9 protein-coding genes and 3 tRNA genes are annotated in these 20,719 nt (G+C 46.6%); 7 read left to right on the top strand and 5 right to left on the bottom strand.

Annotated elements, in window-relative coordinates:
* Nucleotides 1–141 precede the first annotated feature (141 nt).
* From WDV75_RS02380 to WDV75_RS02370, 3 genes are all read left to right on the top strand, one after another.
* Nucleotides 142–218: transfer RNA gene (locus WDV75_RS02380), tRNA-Met, on the top strand.
* 132 nt (nt 219–350) lie between these two features.
* Nucleotides 351–427 (top strand) — tRNA-Met (locus tag WDV75_RS02375).
* A 68-nt stretch (nt 428–495) separates the two neighbouring features.
* Nucleotides 496–572, top strand: a tRNA-Met gene (locus tag WDV75_RS02370).
* A 264-nt stretch (nt 573–836) separates the two neighbouring features.
* Here the strand turns inward: WDV75_RS02370 and amiC are convergent.
* Entirely contained in the window at nt 837–2,084 is a 1,248-nt protein-coding gene (gene amiC, locus WDV75_RS02365) for an N-acetylmuramoyl-L-alanine amidase AmiC (RefSeq protein ID WP_273571842.1), read from the bottom strand.
* Between the two features lie 239 nt (nt 2,085–2,323).
* Between amiC and argA the strand changes: the two genes are divergently transcribed.
* Nucleotides 2,324–3,658, top strand: coding sequence for an amino-acid N-acetyltransferase (gene argA, locus WDV75_RS02360; protein WP_273571843.1), 1,335 nt, complete (start codon nt 2,324–2,326; stop codon nt 3,656–3,658).
* A gap of 38 nt (nt 3,659–3,696) precedes the next feature.
* Here argA and recD read toward each other — a convergent pair whose 3' ends face one another.
* Genes recD through recC form a run of 4 tightly spaced genes read right to left on the bottom strand, consistent with a single transcriptional unit; the run spans nt 3,697 to nt 15,584 of the window.
* The gene (gene recD / locus WDV75_RS02355) at nt 3,697–5,604 is read right to left on the bottom strand and encodes an exodeoxyribonuclease V subunit alpha (RefSeq protein WP_273571848.1); all 1,908 of its coding nucleotides are present in this window, start codon (nt 5,602–5,604) and stop codon (nt 3,697–3,699) included.
* Nucleotides 5,605–5,609: 5 nt separating this feature from the next.
* Nucleotides 5,610–9,260: an exodeoxyribonuclease V subunit beta gene (recB, locus tag WDV75_RS02350; RefSeq protein WP_273571844.1), complete on the bottom strand. Its 3,651-nt coding sequence runs from the start codon at nt 9,258–9,260 to the stop codon at nt 5,610–5,612.
* Nucleotides 9,257–12,142: a pitrilysin gene (ptrA, locus tag WDV75_RS02345; RefSeq protein ID WP_273571845.1), complete on the bottom strand. Its 2,886-nt coding sequence runs from the start codon at nt 12,140–12,142 to the stop codon at nt 9,257–9,259. The genes recB and ptrA overlap by 4 nt, the downstream gene beginning before the upstream one ends.
* 19 nt (nt 12,143–12,161) lie before the next feature.
* Nucleotides 12,162–15,584 carry an exodeoxyribonuclease V subunit gamma gene (recC, locus tag WDV75_RS02340; protein WP_273571846.1) on the bottom strand — a complete coding sequence of 1,141 codons (3,423 nt, stop codon included), beginning with the start codon at nt 15,582–15,584 and terminating at the stop codon, nt 12,162–12,164.
* A gap of 544 nt (nt 15,585–16,128) precedes the next feature.
* Between recC and WDV75_RS02335 the strand changes: the two genes are divergently transcribed.
* From WDV75_RS02335 to WDV75_RS02325, 3 genes are read left to right on the top strand one after another with little or no spacing between them, the layout of a single operon-like run.
* Entirely contained in the window at nt 16,129–17,886 is a 1,758-nt protein-coding gene (locus tag WDV75_RS02335) for a type VI secretion system baseplate subunit TssF (RefSeq protein ID WP_338860626.1), read from the top strand.
* Nucleotides 17,887–17,918: 32 nt separating this feature from the next.
* The gene (locus tag WDV75_RS02330; protein WP_338860624.1) at nt 17,919–19,919 is read left to right on the top strand and encodes a type VI secretion system Vgr family protein; all 2,001 of its coding nucleotides are present in this window, start codon (nt 17,919–17,921) and stop codon (nt 19,917–19,919) included.
* Nucleotides 19,916–20,704, top strand: coding sequence for a DUF4123 domain-containing protein (locus WDV75_RS02325; RefSeq protein WP_338860623.1), 789 nt, complete (start codon nt 19,916–19,918; stop codon nt 20,702–20,704). The genes WDV75_RS02330 and WDV75_RS02325 overlap by 4 nt, the downstream gene beginning before the upstream one ends.
* The last annotated feature ends 15 nt before the right edge of the window (nt 20,705–20,719 follow it).

The raw sequence follows: 20,719 nt of genomic DNA, 5'->3' as shown, positions 1-20,719 counted from the left end.
TAGCTTACCGTTTCCGCCCCCCTATCGAGTAAAAACAAAACAATCAGACTATTTTTAAGCCAAAAAACAAACAAATTTAGTAAAAATCAATAAAAAAACTTGCAACCGTGTCGTTCCAGAGTATAGTGTGCCGACATCGGACGCGGGGTGGAGCAGCTTGGTAGCTCGTCGGGCTCATAACCCGAAGGTCGTCGGTTCAAATCCGGCCCCCGCAACCAATTCGATTGCATATCATATCGGTATGATGTTGCGTCGATTTGCTCTGGTAGCAAAGACAATTTGACAGTAAAAAATGTCATCATTTAGTATTTGCATTCGTGGTTTCTAATCAAGATTTGCAAATAGACGGACGCGGGGTGGAGCAGCCTGGTAGCTCGTCGGGCTCATAACCCGAAGGTCGTCGGTTCAAATCCGGCCCCCGCAACCAACACTATATGATGTCATTACTCAGTGTTTGCATTCATGGTTTCTAATCAAAATTTGCAGACAGACGGACGCGGGGTAGAGCAGCCTGGTAGCTCGTCGGGCTCATAACCCGAAGGTCGTCGGTTCAAATCCGGCCCCCGCAACCAAATATTCCTTTTCATTTTTTCCTCCAATTTTCATCTGATCCTTATTACGGTTCGATCACCTAATATCCACTGATTTTAAAATTAATATTTAAATCCGATTTAAATACGCATTAAACTTCAAGTTGCAATTGATAACACGCTATGAAACCTGATTTATCCCCGTTTAGCAGAGATAAATCAAAAGCATCTTGAAGTTAGATTGGCATAAACATAAAGTAAATAACCATCCTTGGCATCATAGGCAATAGGCTTTAAGCGGATATTTCACCGTCGTGCCAATTCAGCCCCATTCTTGAAATACGCCTTAATGCCAGCAAAAATAGATTCTGCCACTTGTTGTTGGAATTTTGCTGTCTTAAGTTTACGTTCTTCTTCCAAATTACTGATAAAGGCAGTTTCTACTAAAATGGAAGGGATATCTGGCGCTTTCAATACCGCAAATCCCGCCTGATCGACGCTATTTTTATGTAATTTGTTGATTTTTCCCATCCGCTTGAGCACTTCGTTACCAAATTTCAAGCTATCATTGATAGTCGCGGTTTGCACCAAATCCAACATGGTATGATCCAAATATTTATCGCCACTTTTACTGACGCCACCAATTAAGTCTGCTTCGTTCTGAGTTTGGGCGAGAAAACGCGCCGTATTGCTGGTAGCGCCCCTAGTTGACAGCGCAAACACGGATGATCCCCGTGCAGAGCGACTTGTAAAGGCATCTGCATGAATAGAAACAAAGAGATCCGCCCGCATCTTACGGGCTTTTGCCACCCTCACCGTCAAGGGAATAAACACATCTTCATTTCGCGTCATGTAAACTTTCATGCCCGGCTCACGTTTGATGAGCGCCCGTAAACGACGGGCAATTTGCAACACGACATCTTTTTCACGGGTTTTATATTTCCCAATCGCTCCAGAGTCTTCACCACCATGACCAGGATCGAGCATAATCACAATCGGCCTGTCTTTGCCTGCCTTGCCAGGTTTGCGTGTCTGTGCAGGCAAATTCTGTTCCAGGTTCCCACTGTTGTACTCTTCAAGCAGGGCCAGTAAAGGATCATTAGCCACATCAACCGCCTTTTTGGGATACAGATCGAGCACCAGACGATGTTTAAACTTTGCAATTGGCGGCAATGTGAAAATATGCGGAGAGACGGGTTGTTTGATTTCAAAGACTAAACGCACCGTTTTAGGATTAAATTGCCCTGCTCGCACTAATTTTAAGTAAGGATCACGCCGCTGAACCTGTGCCCCCATGCTGCTCAAAATGCTATTAAGTTGAATACCCTGCAAATCAATAACAATACGATTAGGGTTTGTAAGCGAAAATTGGCGATACTTAAGTGGAATATTAGACTCCAGCGTTACTCTGGTATAACTTGATGCAGGCCAAATACGCACAGCAATAACTTTTGAAGTCGCTGCATAACCTATTGGGCTGATGCTTAATAACCATACAGCGGCTGCGCCTTTCAGCAGGCGACGACGTGAAGTATTATGGTCTGAATGACTCATTATTTATTCCGCTTAAAAACAACCAAACGCAGTAATCTTTACCAAACATAATAGTTAGGCAGGAACTCTAATTAATTAGCAAACGTCTGTCATCAAAAAACGTATTTTCTGATCCTCTCATTTATTTATACCAATATAAATAATAACGTTATTTTTATCCATATTTCCGCTTGCCATTTCCCTTCAAAAAGAATAAAAATACAAAAAATACGAATAAAAATTCAATCAGAGAGGGTTTCATGAACGAACGCAGTACCGAATTGGTTGAAGTCTTACGTCACTCGGTTCCGTATATCAATGCACATCGAGGTAAAACCTTTGTCATTATGCTGGGAGGTGAAGCCATCGCCCATGAGAATTTTTCTAATATCGTCAACGATATTGGATTACTGCATAATCTGGGCATCCGTTTAATCGTTGTTTATGGCGCCCGTCCACAAATCGAACAAAACATTGCCGAACACCATTGCCAATCGGTTTACCACAAACACACCAGAGTAACCGATGCCACGACACTGGATTTGGTCAAACAGGCAGCAGGCTTATTACAGCTAGAAATCACAGCACGCCTTTCCATGGGATTAAACAATACCCCATTACAAGGCGCTAATATCAGTGTCGTCAGCGGAAACTTCGTTATCGCCCAACCGCTAGGAATCGATGACGGCGTCGATTATTGCCATAGTGGTAGGGTTCGTCGTATTGATGAGAAAGCAATCAACCAGCAACTGGATAACGGTGCTATTGTGCTGATTGGGCCAGTTGCCGTTTCCGTTACAGGAGAAAGTTTTAACCTCACTTCCGAAGAAATTGCAACCCAACTGGCGATCAAATTAAAAGCAGAAAAATTAATTGGATTTTGCTCATCTCAGGGCGCACTTGACGCTAACGGCCACACTGTATCAGAAATGTTTCTTAATGAAGGAGAAACTCACCTGCACAAATTGGAAAACGCGGGTGACTATCATTCAGGCACCGTGCGTTTCTTAAGGGGAGCGATTAAGGCTTGCCGCCGTGGTGTTCGCCGCAGCCATTTGATCAGTTACCAAGAAAATGGCTCATTGGTTCAGGAACTATTTTCCCGCGAAGGTATCGGCACTCAAATTGTTATGGAACGTTCCGAACAGATACGCCGCGCCAATATTAATGATATTGGTGGCATTCTTGAGCTTATTCGCCCATTGGAGCAACAAGGTATTTTGGTACGCCGTTCACGTGAACAACTGGAAATGGAAATTGATAACTTCACCCTGATTGAACTCGATAATATCACTATCGCCTGCGCAGCCTTATATTCTTATCCCAATGAAAAAATTGGGGAAATGGCCTGTGTTGCCGTACATCCAGACTATCGAAACTCTTCCAGAGGTGAAATTCTGTTAGATGCCATTTCCAGTCAGGCGAAACAAAAAGGGTTGGAAAAACTTTTCGTACTCACAACCCGCAGTATTCACTGGTTTCAGGAGAAAGGCTTTAAGCCCGCAGAAATAGATATGTTGCCTGTGGAAAAACAAGCGCTGTATAACTATCAGCGCCGTTCCAAAATCTTGCTGCTGGATTTACAGGCTTGCTGACGTCCGACTAACCCAATGATCCTTAACCATAGCGCTTTTTATTGCGGGTTGAACCAATCTGCCAACCCGCTCCGCCGCTGTGTTGCTGTAGCCACCGCTCTATCCAAAACGGGCTTATTGGCATAAATCGTCAATTTTTCCCTCGCCCGCGTCAGGGCGGTATATACTAATTCCCGACTGACTATGGGTGAATGTTGGGTCGGCAACACCAAAGCCGTATGCTCAAATTCAGATCCTTGAGATTTATGCACTGTCATCACATAAGCCGTTTCATGTTGGGGCAACCGGCTTGGCTGAAATCCTTTAATCTGTCCATCAGATAGCTGGAAATAGGCTTTCAGCTCATTATCCTGATTTTTGAGCATAATGCCGATATCTCCGTTAAACAGCCCAAGCGTGCTGTCATTACGCAATATCATGATAGGACGCCCGACATAACCACGGCTCTCCACATTTTTGGGGAGGGTAATGACGCCTTTCCTGTGCAGTAGTTGTTCCACTCGTTGGTTCAGCCCTGTCACACCAAAGGGACCTTCCCTTAACGCGCACAATAATCGAAAACGATTAAACGTCGCCAAAATAGCTTCTTCCGCCATCCGTTCATTTGCCATGGCTAAATATTGAGAATAACCCGCCGCGGTTTCCGTCAACAGACGCTGATAATCTTCATCCGCTGCAAGCGGGTAAAAATCAACATCGGGAAAAGATTGATCCAGCACTGCCGCGACGCCTCTGCGATCCCCTTGATTCACAGCTGATGCTAATCGCCCAATGCCGGAAGCCGAGTTGAAGCGATAACTTTTGCGCAGCAAACACAGGCTATCCCGCACGGCGGGCATATTTTTATCGGAATGTAAGGTGGAATAAGAGGTTAACTGACATCCCGTCAAGCGCGCCAATTGCTCAGTACGTTTGGCGCTATAACCTTGTTCAGCAAAACGGCAAATATCTCCCAATACCGCTCCGGCTTCAACCGATGCAAGCTGGTCTTTATCCCCCAAGAAAATCACTTTCGCCCGCGGCGGCAAAGCATCGACCAAGTGAGCCATCATCGGTAAATCCACCATTGAAGCCTCATCAACGATCAAAATATCAAGGGACAGCGGATTATCACGCCCATAACGCAGTTTTTGGCTATCAGGTTGCGCCCCCAGTAAACGATGGAGAGTTTGCGCCTGTTCTGGAACGCTATGCCACTGTTCTGGCGTCAAATCGAGTTTCTTGACCGCTTCCCTCAGTGATTCAGTTAATCTGGCCGCTGCCTTGCCGGTTGGTGCAGCCAATTGGATGCTTAATTTTTTCCCTTCATGCAACTTGATCAAGGCGGCCAGCAACTTAGCCACTGTCGTGGTTTTGCCAGTTCCTGGCCCACCAGAGATCACCGAAATACGGCTCGTTACCGCCACGGCAGCGGCAACTTTTTGCCAATCAATGTCTCCTTCAGCAGTGACACCAAAAAGCGCATCCAAAATGCGACGTAACTGGAGTTCATCAAGCGCCGTTTGATCATGGGAGGGTTGAGCAAAAGTGTCGGTCAACTCCACAGCAGCAAAAAAATCCGCAACCCGCCGTTCACTTTGCCACATACGTTGTAAATACAGGCGATAATCACGCTCTTTTTGACAGGAAAGGATCATCGGTGCCGGCGTTTCCCCCATACTGACCGCCGGACATGCCTGCAAAACAGCCAGGATTTGCTGTTGATCGGGTTCTCCGGCCAAAGACCAAAGCGATGCAGCTAACTCCGGCTGCCTGCCTTCAAAAAAATATTTTGGCGAAATCCGCTCCAGTGGCAAACAGACATGCCCCGCACCTGATTCGGCACTTAACAGAGCCGTAATCAACAGTAGTAGTGGATTTTCAGCCTCAATCACCGCATAAGCAAACTGCACATCCAAAGGACGCAGCAGCTTCTGGCTCACCGCCTGTTGCAAGAGTGACATCATGGAATTCATCCGCTTTTTTCCTCACCGACAGCACTAAAAAGCGTATCCAGTTCGTCAATAAATTCAAAGGGAGGCAGATAGGAGTAAATACCATGCCCTGGGTTATCCTTATCAATACCCCGCAGAAACAGATAAATCACGCCACCAAAATGGCGGCGATAATCATAATGAGCTAACCGATGACGCAAATAACGGTGCAGCGCTAAGGTATAAAGCTGATACTGAAAATCGTAACGGTGCTCTATCATGGCATTTGCCATTGCTTCTTGCGTATACGACGGGCTGTTCTCACCTAACCAGTTTGATTTGTAATCCACAACGTAAAACTTATCTTGCCAGCAAAAAACCAAATCAATAAAACCTTTTAACATGCCTTTAACTTGATGAAAGGATAACGGAGCACATTGCGCAGACAGCGGATCATAACGACGAATCAATACATCAATTTCATTTGAATACAATAAATTATCCACTGGCAGGTAAAACTGCATTTCACTTTGTTGGTAATGTCGAGGCACATCAGCAAGTTTTATTCCCTGCTCATTCAGTTCTGCGCCCAGAATATCCTCTATCCACTGTTGCAATACCGGTGCCCAGTTTTCATCAAATCCTGATGCTGTCAGTTTTTCCACCAACCACACCTGATCCGGAGGATTGCCGAAATCCAGCTCTTCTAAAATACTGTGCAGGAATGTGCCGGCAGACGCTCCACGTGGAAAAGTATGCGGAGTCATCTGTAACGACTGTTCTCCCTGCTTTTCACCACTCGCTTCAATATCCAGCTTAGGCGAAATGGATTGCACGATCACATCAACTGATTCCCCAAATGCCCCCGTATAAGTGGGAGAGGTGGCATGGGAAGCAGAATATTGTAACCCCGAATAACTCGTTACCCGCCAATCGTCCCGAATGGAACGTTGCAGTTTTTTGGCTTCCAGCGACAGAGTATTTTCACTTTGCGGGCACCACGGCAAGTCAGTGGTATTTCCCACTTGCCTTATCTCAATGCCGTTATCACGAAGTTCATTCAAGCTGTTAATCAAGAGTTCTGCATCACCTTTCTGGCCCTTTTGCAGCAAGTACCCAAGAGCAGATAAATGCAGATCAGTATCGCCTGTTTTGCCTCTATTTCCTTTAATCAAAGGGGCTACCCCGACGCTACAGTGATAAACCGAACGTGTTAATGCAACGTAGAGCAAGCGTAAATCCTCAGCCAGACGTTCTTCATCAGCCAGCTCCAACGCTTCTTTCAACGCTTCATCATCATGAGAAATATTAAGATGAGCCTCAAAGTTATGGCGATCATGATAAATCGCCTGCTTCTGCTTCCTGTAACCACAAACAAAAGGCAAGCAAACCAACGGATATTCCAAGCCCTTAGATTTATGTATGGTACAGATCTGCACCAGATGCCGATCACTCTCCAGCCTCAGTTGCTGGTTTTCTGATTGCGGATTAGGCCGTGAGATCTGTTGTGCCAGCCAGCGGGCAACAGCATGTTCGCTGTCTAACTGTTGAGATTCCTCCTGCAACAGCTCACCAATGTGCATAATATCGGTAAGCCGGCGCTCACCGTCATCACCTGCCAGCAGATTTTCGGCTATCCGGTATTTCACCATTACTGCCCGCAACATGGGTAATACGCCACGAGTACGCCATAAACGGGCATAGCCATCAAATTCATCAACCAGACGATCCCACGCCTTTTCGTCGTTATTCAACTGGTCAATTTGTTGTGCACTTAAGCCAAATAGACTGCTGGCTAATGCACTTCGTAATTCGCGCGCTTTTTCCGGTGCTAATACTGCCTGTAACAACCACAGCAAATCTTTCGCTTCTGGTGTATCAAACACACTTTCTCGGTTGGAAAGATAAACCGACGGTATCTTTAGCGCATTTAATTCATTACGGATCAATGCTGCTTCTCGGCGATCACGTACCAACACCGTAATATCTGCTGCCATCACCGGACGGCTTGTTTCTGTTGGTTGATTTTTTGCCCGATATAAAAGCGCTTTTCCTTCTTGACCAGCCTGCAACCAATCCCGTATTTGAGCAGCACATTGTCGGGCCATGGTTTGCTCATATTCCCCTTTGGAAACACCATCACCCGACTGTAACCAAAAGCGCAAAGCGGTTTGATCTTCACCATACAAGGAAAATCTCAAACCCTGATTTTTCTCTGCGGCATTAACGTCAATAAAAGGGATTTGTGCAAACAAAAATGGGCGTTCTGGGCGGGAAAACAGTGTATTGACAGCCTGCACCATTGGTGTGGAAGAACGCCAGTTCGTTTCCAGCGTGTAATGGGCCTTAACGTGAGAACGCGCACGAATGTAGGTAAAAATATCTGCCCCACGAAATGCATAAATCGCTTGTTTGGGGTCGCCAATAAACAATAAACCCGTTTCGTTTTCAGCCCGTTCATTTTCTGATTGATGGCAATATATAGCCTGAAAAATGCGATATTGTTGTGGATCGGTATCCTGAAATTCATCAATCATTGCAACGGGATAACGCTGCCGAATGGTTGCTGCAAGCTGTTCTCCTCCTGCACGTTGCAAGGCACTGTCCAGACGAGTCAGCAAATCATCAAATCCCATGTAACCACGGTTAAGTTTCTCCTGATTAACCGATTGGCGAACTTCAACAATTGCTTTGGAGAGGAGAATATCTTTCAACGTCAATGGATGCTGATATAAACCATCAATTGCTGCAAACAACGCATGTTGCGGAGCTTCCCCTTTTTTCGTTTTTTCTAACAAGCGTGACTGACAAAATTTATCCAACTCTTTGGGCAACAGGTAATCTTCGGTAGGTGATTTAGCCCACTCAGAAACACTATTCAGCCAATTAGGTAAATATTTTTTGCTGTAACTGCGCTTATCAACACCTGAATGAGTAATCAGCTCCTCTAACCCAGAAGCGGCGCTATTCCACTGCTGCTTTATCGCCTCAATCTGCTCAATGATTTTCTGATGACGGCTAAACAGCGTTTCATCACCCTCAGGGGCATTGACGATATACGGCATATCTCCATGCAAGTAGTCTGAAATATCTTTCAATAATGCTTCCGGCCCATTCCATATCCGGCTGACTTCCGCAGCGATTGGCAATGGCAGGGGATAACAGTGACGGCGCCAAAAATCAGCGCAGCCTTGTTTACGTAGCTGGTTTTCATCCTGAATTAAGGTTTGATCAAACAGAACACCAGACTCAAACGCATTGTGGACCAACATACGCTGGCAAAAGCCGTGGATGGTATAAATCGCCGCCTCATCCATCTGGCGTTCAGCAGCCAATAACCAGCTGGCCGCACTTTCCCTATCAGGAATTTCAGCCAGTAATTGCTGATAGACTGGATCGCTGGCCGCTGTTTCTTGCCGTATACAAGCCAAACGGAGCTGATGGATATTTTCACGGATACGGCCACGCAATTCATCCGTCGCCGCTTGCGTAAAGGTCACAACCAGGATCTCTTCGACATTCAGCGGACGGGAAAAGGCAGCAGAGCCGCCTAATCCGAGTAACAGCCGGAGATACAACAAGCCTATCGTGTAAGTCTTTCCCGTTCCTGCTGACGCTTCGATCAGCCGCTGACCATACAGCGGCAATGTTAACGGGTTAAGCTTATGAGAGGGTAATTCTTTGCTCACTGAGCATTCACCTTAACCGGTAATTGTTTCTGGAAATCTGACACATAGTCGTAAGTTTTCCAGCCTTTCAGTTCGGCATATTGATGAGCTGTACCTTTTTTCCCAGTAATTTGGGAAACCAGTGCCAATCCCTGACGTTTAAGCACGGCTTTTTCATAAAACGCAATCACCTGCGCTTTGGTGGCTTTTTCCATCGCTGCAATGATTTTCTCACGGGTATCAAATTTGAAATTATTGCGCCCAAAATCTGCATCAAAGCGAGCCACTTCTAAATAGAAAGTCTGTGGCGGCTCACGCATTTCTGTTAGCAGCGATTTTTTATACTGTTCAAACTCAGCATCAGACATCGCTTTCAGTTTTTTATCAGCCTGTTGATAAAAGCTCTGATAGCGTTGATGCAGGTAATCCGGTTGCTTGCTGTTACTTTGCAGCAAGAAGCCCAATCCCCACTGTTTACCTATATTTCCGTTGAAAGCAAAAACGGCATAACCGAGCTGTTCTTTCGTCCTCAATTGATCATAGAACCAGGGCGACAAAATGCTACTCAGCAAATTGGAATAGACCGATCCTTGGATACGGTCATACCCCGTTGGAATAAAGATTTCTTCCAGAGCGTTATCCGTGCTATTTGCCGTTCCATTGAAATTAACCGCATAATTACGATCAATAACAATACTTTTGCCAGTCCACCATACCGTTCCCTGGTTAGCGAGCTGCTTCTGTGCTGACTGAACGAGGTTAATACTCTGCTGTTCAGTGAAATTACCGAACACCAAAGCCTGTAATGCCGAGTGTTGGATCATGCTTTGACGGTAGTTGACAATATCGTCAACCGTGATGGTATCCAGCACTTTCAATTTTTCGGCCTGTTCAAAATAAGGCACACCAGAGAGACGGGAAACCGGTTGCATCGCCATTTGAAAAGCCTTGCCATTATTGGCGACTTCCATTTGTTCCCGATACCACGATTTCGCCTGATCCAGTTCTTCTTGAGTCGGTATAAACGAAATATATTGATCAATTGCTGAAGTTAACAACTCTGGTAAGTGCTGTGTATAACCATTGACGCTGATTTTCAAACCATCAACATAACCGATATTAACGCCCATTCCCCCAACCGATGCCTGATAACCTAGTTGATCAAGTGCAAGCCCAGACAAATAGTTTAATAAGGTATCTGAAACCTGATCTTTGATGTTTTGCAATCCATTTGGATTGCGCATCTCCAGTGCAATACTGCCCTTAGGTTCATCGGCAAAATATTGGCTCGGCATATACAGCAAGCGGACATTGGGTTTTTCCAAAATCATTTTAGGATGTTCTTGGCTACCCGATGTTTTAACCAGGGATAAATCATCAGGTATATAAGGATTCAACTCAGGCAAAGAGAATAAATCTCCCTGTTCGAGTTTTTTCCATTTCGCCAACTGGCTTGACGTCATTTTATTGACTTGATACGGAGCCTGCACAAAGTAAGCTTCTTTATTATGTGGCTCTGTTGGGCTGATAAACCAGATACGCGCATTTTCCGGCGTTAATTCATCCAGACGGCTCGCTATTGCTTGTGGATTAAACTCATCTGTAACATAACCTGCATCCAGCACATGGGATATAGGCAATACCAGCATGGCATCGGACAGCCCTTCGATATAGTTCATATTGCGTACGATTGACGCATACTGGAATGACAAATTCAGGACCTTAGCCATTTCATCGAAATAGCTTTTGTTGATTCCCTGCTGTTTTAGCAGATTAATGTAGGAAAAGATGGCTGCGATAACTTGATCACGCTGTTCAAGCCCCTTATCCGTGAGTGAAACATAAATATTAAACGTCCCTGAATTACCATCAGTTTTGGGATGTGCCCCAGCATCGATACTTTCGATTAATCCCTGCTTTTGTAACCAATCAGACAAGGTATTTTGGCTGCGATTACCAATCAAATACCCGACATAAGCGTCAGTCTTACTGCGAAAATCGGCACTGTTGTCGGCAATGCTAAACTCCAGTCGCAACGCTTTGTAAGGTTGTGCGGGCACATAATGGATAATGATGCCTTTTTCTTTATCTGTCATTGCCGGTACGGTAATGGCAGGCACCGAAGCATGTCGGTTCGGAATACGGCCAAAGGTTTCTGTCGCAATCTGAGCCAGTTTATCGATGGATTGATTGCCATACACAACCCCTTTCATCAGATTAGCGGAGTAATAACGTTGGTAAAAATCAATCAGGGCCGTCTGTAATTTACTGTCAGGTTTATCTTTCAGTGTTTCTAGATTTCCACCCGCAAAGCGGGCATTAGGGTGAGCCGGATTGAGGGTTTCGGAACGAATTTGCCATAAGCGATGCCCTTCACCCGCACGAGCGATGGTCATTTCATTATCAACGGCATGACGTTCACGATCCGCATTGACTGGCTCCAGCAAAGGTTCAGCCAGCGCATCCGCCAGGCGATCAACCGCTCCTGTTAAAGCGTCATTTTCAACTTCCAGATAGAATGCCGTACGGTTGGCATTGGTACTGGCGTTACGGCTTCCTCCATGTTTTTGCAAGAATTCAGCAAATCCGCCGGATTGTGGGTAACGCTTGGAACCCATCAATACCATGTGCTCAAGATAGTGAGCCAGACCAAGCTGATTATCTGGATTTTCCATATGGCCAACCGGAAGAGAGACGGCAGCCAATGATTTAATCGCTTTTTCATCAGAAACCAGCAAAACGGTCATGCCATTTTGCAATTTAATCGCTTTATATTGACGAGGATCGCGATCACTTTTGTGGATCGTATCTGGCAATGGCTGCCAGGGCGATTGTGCATATACAGTAACCCCAAAAAATAGCAGAAAGAGCACCGTCATGATGCGGATAAGACATTTAGGCATAACCTAATATTCTCCCTAATTATTTAAATAATGATCCATTGGAATAGCGTGCCATCGGCAGTAAATAGCGCTGAGTTTCACGCTTTATTCGCTCCAAAAGTGATTGATCAACTCGCCGGAAAGCCCTTTGTACGTAGTGATCAGCGCTTTCCCCTTTCCTGTCATGTGTTCCTAACCAGTGTTCCATTAATTTATTTTCCGCGCTTTGTTGAACTTCTTCGCGAAAATCGATTTCACCCGTTTCCTTATCAAAACAGTCAACTAGCCATGCCCAACCGCTTCGGCAAAACAAAGGAAGAGGTTCAGACATACCTTGAAAATACCCCTCTATCATCTGGTTCAAATAGTGTTTCGCCTCCTCCGGTTTTAACGCTAAGAAGCGATATTCTGACACCTTCTTATCTTCCTTCTCTTTTTTGCCCTTTTTACCTGTTCCATATATGCGGCTTTCACTACTTCCACCTGAAAGACAATAGGCAAGATGTTCAATCCATAATTGGATACCATCATTGGCCGTTAAGTTCGCTGGTCGCCAACGTAAAATTCCATCAGGCTGTATTTGATTGATTCTGCCAGTCAATACCACCGTGTCTAATGGCTCATATAGGTCAATAGAAGACGAGGCCGTTCTCTCTTCACGCACCCTGGCGGCCAAAGGCTGCATGGATTCCAGTTGATCCATCCAATAAACTTCACCAAAGGAACCATAGGGCAACCCTCCCGACGCACGAAGATGGTAAAACAGAGATTCAGGTGCCCCTTGTTCAATCAGGATGCTTAGCAGTAGTTGGTTAAATTGGTAACGTTGCAGGTTATCCAGCACAAAAGGTTCTTCTTCAGGTAACTCCATCTCTTCAATAACAAAATGCACCTTCAACCTTTGCTGAAAAAATGCCCGGACAGGGTGTCGATAAAAACGGATCAGCTCATCTAATGCAATTTCTTTTACCCCACTGCGATCAAAAGCAATCGGCTGGCAAAAATCAGTTGCTGAAACCCCCTGTTGTGTCGCAGCTGGCAACCATTCTGTAGCATAACTTTGTAAGTGATGGTCAGGTAAGAAATTTTCTGTCGCAAAAGGCACACGGGTATGCTGTGACAGCAGATGTTTTCTGACATTTTTGGCGCTGTCATCAACATTCAACATTTCATCGCCGGCTAAGCAGAAACTCTGACAAATATAATCCAGTAATTCGTTGACCAATACAGAGGGGTTGCACTCAGTATCATCACGAATCGATTTGCCAATATAGCTAATGTAAAGAAATTGTTCCGCCGAAACCAACGCTTCCAGAAAGAGATAACGGTCATCGTCGCGCCGTTTCCTATCTCCTCGCTGAGTCTTTTCTGCCATCAGATCAAACCCAAGTGGTGGGATAGTACGTGGATAAACGCCATCGTTCATTCCCAACAAGCAAACCACTTTAAAAGGAATGGAGCGCATAGGCATCAGAGTGCAAAAATTGAGTGCTCCGGCGAGGAAACGCTGGCTAATCTTTTCATCATCAAAACGAAGCGCCAACTCATCACGCAACAACACCAAAGGAATACGTTCTTCGTAATGGGCATTCAGGCCATCATCAATCACTTTTTGCCATTGCTGAGTAATAAGTGCCAGAACCAGTTCAATTTCATCATCCATCTCGAAAAAAGTTTCCAGCAGTTGCGGACATATCGCCAACCAATCCGTCAATCGCTGTTCTTCGCTCAAAATTTTACGCCAGCGATTCAATGCCATTAAAAACTCAGCTAATTGCCCTGCCAGTTCAGCAGCAAGCCCACTGGATTCATCATAAGGCAAAACATCGTTCCATGGCCCGGCATGGCTATCCATCGCATAACCCAGTAGCATACGCGTCAAGCCAAAGCGCCAGGTATTCTGCCCTGTGGCAGGCAACGATAATGCTTCAATATTGTCATCATCCAACCCCCAGCAAATTCCCGATTCTTTGACCCAGCGTCGCAATAAACGCAATCCTTCCTCCTGAATCGCGAATTTGTTAGCTAAAGCAGGAACTTCCAATAATGCCAACACCTGTTCTGCCGTAAACCGACTCTGCGGCAGCTCCAACAGAGTAATGAATGCCTGCAAGACAGGATGTGCCTGACGAGCTTTACGGTCAGAGATGGCAAAGGGGATATAACGATCATCAGGCGCATTGCCAAAAACAGCCTGAATGTAGGGAGCATAGCTATCGATATCCGCCATCATCACAATGATGTCCCTCGGTGTCAGTGAAGGGTCATCATCCAATAAACGCAGGATTTGATCCTGCAATACTTCGACTTCCCTCTGTGGGCTATGACATGAATGAAAAGTCAGTGAGCGATCAGCACTATTAATCGGGCGCTTTTTCAGACTGTTTTTGAAGGAATTTTCGGTAGAACCAATCTGAGCATGATCTTCAAGGTTAAGAATATCTTGTTGGATTTGGTGCAAGACAGAATCTGGTTCTGATTCAACAAAAGCATGAACATCGGAATCTGGCTCCAATTGTGACAGCAAATAGAGGTGATCCCTTCCCAATTTCCCCCAAGATGCCAGCAATGGGTTATTCAACTCCTGCTCCCCTTCAGCATTAAACAGCGATGGCGCCTCTTCGGGATTTTTGAATCTTTCCAGCAATTGCCTGCTTTTATAATGTGTTGGCTTACGGCTAGTTAGCCTGGCGAGAAAGGCATAACTCTGGATATCGCCCCAATAATATTGGCATGGATTCGTGAACATAAGATGAATATCAATGTGCTTACCCAATGCCTTCAATACTTGCAGATAAGCGGGAGGTAATACAGATATGCCGCAGATGAAAATACGCGAGGGAAGATCTTCCAATGGAAAACTCCCTTCTTCCAACGCCAAGATAAATCGTTGGTATAAATTAGCTCGGTGCCACAAAGATTGTTGTAGCTGGCGGGTATAAGCTGTCAGTTCAAACCATAACCTTTTTTGCCATAACTGGTTACTACCCAAGCCATCAATTAATTGACCATCTTCCCAGCTTTCTAACCAATGTGGACGATAAACCAAATATTGGTCAAACAGATCAGCAATTCTGCCAGCCAACTGGTGAATTTTCCGTTTATCAATATCTTGATCAAGATAATGCCTGAGCGCTGAAAATTCTGGCTCCATCAACAAATCGGGCAGTAAGGTCATCAGCTTCCACTTCATGGCATCTTTACTGAAAGCGTTGTCTTTGGGAACATCAGGCAACACTTGGGTAAACATCTGCCAGATAAAGGTAGCCGGCAGCGGAAACTCCATGTTCGCAGCAATACCCAGTTTTTCTGCTAACTGAATTTGCAACCACTGTGACATCCCCGGGCTTTGAACCAAAATCACTTCTTTGCGAAATGGGTCAGGAAGGGGATCTTCCCCAATCAATATCGCCATCAATTCCTTGAGAATATCGAGCTGATTCGAATGATAAACGCTAAACATCAATGCTCCCACTGGAATAGAAACCACCCATTAAAACATCCCAAAATAACCCTCTCTGTAAACTATCCGCTATTTTGTCACGCCTCCGTTTCAAACAATATCGTGTTTTTCACTACTGCGATTTGAGATATCAGTAAGTGGTTATTCAGCTCGCTTCAAACGTAATAATAGCAACCGGAAAATATTTTTCATCTGACAAACGGCCTCTTAAAGAGGGCTGGTTACTTTGTGGGTATCGTGCATTATTCAAAGTGATCCTGACAGGCAAGGGAGCATGTTCGTAGAAAAAGATATTAACGTCAGACAGGAGGGAGCTAAACCGTTAACGATTCCTGCCAGCCTAATTTTTGCCTAAATTACCGTGCTTATTCCGATAATCCCCCGATATCCTGCCAAAACCAGCCAAAAATCGAATTTAATTCGTTAATTAATTTGATTGATTAATGTGTAGAATAAATGTGCTTTGCTGTTCAATTACGCATTTTATCTCGCTGGCATTCAGCGTAATACCGAAACCCTATTGATAAAACATAAGTCAAATTCAATGAATAACAACAAGGAATCGCTTTATCTAAAAGAGCGCGCTTACCTGCGAGAGCTGGCTGAGCACATTGCGAAAGAGTCGCCGCATCTGGCTGAATTTCTGGTTTCCTCTCATGATCCCGATATTGTCCGTGTTTTCGAAACCTTTGCGTTTTTGATTGCCAACCTGCGGGACAAGCTGGAGGATAATTTTCCCGAAATTGTTCACGGTATTCTCTCCCGTATCTGGCCGTTAGCCCTGTCTCCAATCCCACCGACAACGATAGTGCAATTTACACCCACGGATGATGAACATCAGGGTACGGCTGAGATCCCTATCGGTACATCGGTGTCTGCCAGCCTTTACGGGCAGTTGCTTGACTTTAAAACCTGCCGTTCTTTGCATATTGAACCCTTGATTGTGCAGGAACGCGCCGTCAGGAAAACGGGTACCCACAGTGAAATTATCCTGACACTATGCCAAACCGGTTCGGCGTCTTCTTTCTGGCAAAGCGGAGCCTTATCTTTTTTCCTTGGCACCGATACGAAACGCGCCGCCCAGCTCAGCCTGTGGCTGGATCAGCATATCTGTGATATCAGCCTGAACACACAGGGCGAGCGGCGAACAATTAAACATTTCCCTTATGGCTGGCATGGACTGCTTGACGAACCGTTGCTGCCCACCGCCAAAAGTCCCTATTCCGGCCTGCAACCGTTGGTGGAATATTATGCGTTGCCGGCGCTTTATAACTTTGTCACGCTGGATATCAGCCGCAGTTGCTCAAAAGTTTCGCTGAATGACGAGGGCACGTTTGAGCTGATTTTGCGTTTCGAGGGCGAATTGCCGCTGGATGATGTCGAGGGGGCATTTTTGTTGGGTTGTGTTCCGGCGATTCATCTGGAAAACCAGACCAGCCCGCCTGTCCGGTTGGAAGCCGGTAATCACCGCTATCCGCTGCCATTGGGGGGATCGGTGTACCTGTACCGGCTGCGGGAGGTTCAGGTGGTGGTGCAGCCCGAAGACAGCGAGCAACGAGGCACACCTTATCACTGGCTGCCGATTGAGCAGTTTGTTCCCGCCGGCCGTGTTTTCGATGACGATGAGCAGCCCGCCACGTTTTACTACCAGCTTCAGACTGAGTCTGATTTTCTGGGCAGAATCCGGCACTGGCTGTGCTTTTTTGATTTGACCGGCAACCCGGCAAACAACCTGCCGGAGATTGCTGTCTCGTGCTCTTTCATCGGCTACCATAAGCAGGCACTGACGCTGGAACAAGGCGCCATTACCGTGACGCCGGAAAGTGCACCGTCTCATCTTAATGTGCAGAATATTATTCCGGTGATGGCCGATTATCCGCCCTTGTTACAGGAAAATAACAGCTGGCCGCTGCTCTCCTGCCTCTCCAGCCCGCCGATGATGTTATTTACCACCCACAGCCTGAAACAGTTTCTCCGTCTGTTTGACCCACATAGCGAGACCAACCGTCCGCTGAGCCGCCAGTTCCAGCAACACATTGACGGCATTGTGCAGGTAAAAGAGCGCCTGACTGACCGCTTAAGGCGTGGGCAACCGGTTCGGGGGTATGTGTTATCGCTCACACTGAATCCCGATTGTTACCGCACGCCCGGCGAAATGTACCGCTTCAGCCGGTTAATCAATCAGGCGATGGCCTGTTTTATCAGCCAATCCACGTTCGTCATGCTGGAAATTTTTACCCCGGACAACAGTGAAGTGCTGTGGCAGTTCTGGCACGTCGATGGATTACGCCCGGCCCTGTAAGGTATTCATGTCATAACCGATAAGGAATAAAAATGAAAAGTGGATTACGTTTTACCTGCCGTATCGCGGGTGTGCCGGAAGACACCTTTGCGGTCGGCGACTTTACTTTGCAAGAACACCTCTCTGAGCTGTTTACCCTCAACCTGACATTGGTCAGGGCCGGTAACGCGAACCCCTTTAAGCCGCAGGCGGAGATTGATTTGGCCTCGCTGCTGATGCAGGAAGCGGTGTTGCAGGTTTTTTATGGTGAAACAGAGCAGCGCAAAATCACCGGGATTGTCTCTCACGCTAATTGGGTAGGCACCGATGGTAACAAGACGCTTTATACTATGACAGTTCGCCCTGCCTGCTGGCGGTTGACACTGAATCAGGACAGCCGGATTTACCATCAGCAAAATGCCCCGACGATATTAAACCGCCTGCTGAAAAAACACCGGGTAAAAGCCGATTCAAAACTCTACGATGCGCATCAGGACCGGGAATATGTGACCCAGAAGCGCGAATCCGATTATGGTTTTTTCAGCCGGTTAGCCGCGGAAGAGGGGATCAGTTTCTGGTTTGAGGATGAAACGCTGTTTTTCAGTGACAGCCATCTCGGTATGACCGCCGGTCTGCCATTACAATACCAGCCCCAGCCGGAAACGGCACACGGAATCGATACGCTTTATCAGGTGCAGTTGGGCGTCGGCATGAGCCCGCAACGCAGTTTCCACAAAGATTTCAACCCGGAAAAACCGCGCTATCACCTCTCCCACATGCACAGCAGCGAAGGCTTCCGCGACTTCGGCAGCCAGACCCCTTACACCGTGTTTGAGAGTTACGGGCGATTCCAGAAAGATGCGGCCGCCATCCCGTTTTTGAAATACCGGCAGGAAGCGCTGGATAACCAGAAACAGACCGGCAGTGGCAGTAGCAATTGCATCAAACTGATGCCGGGCAAAATCTTTGAGATAAAAAATCACCCGCACAAGCCGCTGAATGTGCGCTGGCAGATTGTCGGTATCAGCCACCACGGGCACTGCCCGCAGGCACTGGGTGACAGCAGTGGCACCGGCACGACACTCAGCAACACGTTCAGTTTTATCGACGGCCTTGCCGACTGGCGTCCGCCATTCCACTACAAACCGTTAGCCGATGGCGATGAAACGGCGATAGTCGTTGGCCCGGAAGGGGAAGAAATTTTCGTTAACAAAGACGGCGCAATTAAAGTGCATTTTCACTGGAACCGCTATGACGAGCCGGATGACAGCGCTTCATGCTGGGTGCGGGTGGCACAGGGCTGGAATGGCAACGGCTATGGCTTTATGGCGATACCGCGCATCGGGCAGGAAGTGATTATTTCTTACCTCAATGGGGATATTGACCGTCCGATTGTCACCGGTTGTGTTTACAACGGCCTGAACCGTCCGCCGCTGGATTTGCCGGCAGCCAAAACCCGAACTACGTTCAAGACCAAAACCCATAAAGGTAAAGGCTTTAACGAACTGCGCTTTGAGGATGCGAAAGGCAGTGAAGAAATCTATTTTCACGGCCAGAAAGATTTTACTGCGCATATCGAAAACGATGCGTACTGGCATATCAAACATGACCAGAAGAGCCGCATCGATAACAACCGTTACCACGATATTCGCGCCGATGACCATCATCAGGTTGCCGGTTCGCGCAAAATCACCACCGAAGGGGATGTTTCCCACCGGATTGCCGGCAGCCAGCATACCCAGACCGGCGATGCCACCGTGATTGACAGCGGGCAGGAAATCCACCTGAAAAGCGGCGGCAAAGTGGTGTTGGAAGCCGCAGCAGAAATCACATTGAAAGTAGGCGGCAGTTTTCTCAAAGTCACACCGGCTGGCATTTTGTCTTCCATGATTAATGTCGGGCAGGGTTCAGGTGGTAGTGGGCGTGGGGTTTCACTGCAATTACCGGAAGGCGTGGCGCCATTGCCAATGGTGGAATTTCCGGCGAAACCGCCTTGCGCCATTCTTGCGCAGCAAGAAGAAAACTGGATTATCACTGGAGCAGAAGAAGCATGATGGAACCGACCGATTGGAAAAACTGGCTATCACATCAGGACAGAGGCAATTGCTATTTTTTGGTTAACAGCCTAGCTGAGCCGAATCCCGTCCAAACCTTTTACCTTAACGGCTGGACAGCGCAGGCGTTTCCGCTCTACAGCGGTACACCAATGAATGCCATGCTGGAACAAAGCCCGTGGCTGATCCAACCTAAAGCCAATAGCCTGCCAGAACTGGCTTTGCTGCTGGATAAACACGAACTCAGCGATACCAGTTGGGGCTGGGGATATCGCAGCACCTTACCGTGGTCATTTCAGTTAGAGCACTGGCGGTTGCATCAACAGGTGTTGCTGCGGGGTCAGGTTGTGGTGTTGCGGCTGATGGATAACCGTATTTTCGCACCGTTGTTGCCCGCTCTAAAACCGGGGGACTGGCGTGAACTGTTAACACCGGTTAATGAGCTGATGATCGATACACCTGACCCGATTTGCTATTACCGACCAGAAAATTGCCCTCAGGAACTGAGTACGAGTTTGTTTGTGTTGGGTGATCATCTGATTGAAGCTCGTTACTCAACTAATACGACTCTCAAGAATCTAGCTTACGCATTAAGTTGCCAACTTTGGGAAGAAGCCCCCGAATTGGCGTTGAAACTGGATGAGCCGGAAGGGAAATTGCAACACAGCCTTATAGCATGGCTGAAACAGGCGAGAGATGAAAAACAGAACCTGAATAAACTGACTGTTGAACGTTTTATTACAAATAGCCAACAAACTGCAATTAACGAAGATAGCTCAGATTAATCAACTACCATCTAT

It is taken from the genome of Xenorhabdus griffiniae (assembly GCF_037265215.1).
In the GTDB taxonomy this organism is placed as follows: domain Bacteria; phylum Pseudomonadota; class Gammaproteobacteria; order Enterobacterales; family Enterobacteriaceae; genus Xenorhabdus; species Xenorhabdus griffiniae.
This window is presented reverse-complemented; position numbering and strand designations above follow the sequence as displayed.

What these genes read in the sequence shown, in the direction of transcription:
- amiC (WP_273571842.1), bottom strand. Translation starts at nt 2,084, where the DNA reads ATGAGTCATTCAGACCATAATACTTCACGTCGTCGCCTGCTGAAAGGC.
- argA (WP_273571843.1), top strand. Translation starts at nt 2,324, where the DNA reads ATGAACGAACGCAGTACCGAATTGGTTGAAGTCTTACGTCACTCGGTT.
- recD (WP_273571848.1), bottom strand. Translation starts at nt 5,604, where the DNA reads ATGATGTCACTCTTGCAACAGGCGGTGAGCCAGAAGCTGCTGCGTCCT.
- ptrA (WP_273571845.1), bottom strand. Translation starts at nt 12,142, where the DNA reads ATGCCTAAATGTCTTATCCGCATCATGACGGTGCTCTTTCTGCTATTT.
- recC (WP_273571846.1), bottom strand. Translation starts at nt 15,584, where the DNA reads ATGTTTAGCGTTTATCATTCGAATCAGCTCGATATTCTCAAGGAATTG.
- WDV75_RS02335 (WP_338860626.1), top strand. Translation starts at nt 16,129, where the DNA reads ATGAATAACAACAAGGAATCGCTTTATCTAAAAGAGCGCGCTTACCTG.
- WDV75_RS02330 (WP_338860624.1), top strand. Translation starts at nt 17,919, where the DNA reads ATGAAAAGTGGATTACGTTTTACCTGCCGTATCGCGGGTGTGCCGGAA.
- WDV75_RS02325 (WP_338860623.1), top strand. Translation starts at nt 19,916, where the DNA reads ATGATGGAACCGACCGATTGGAAAAACTGGCTATCACATCAGGACAGA.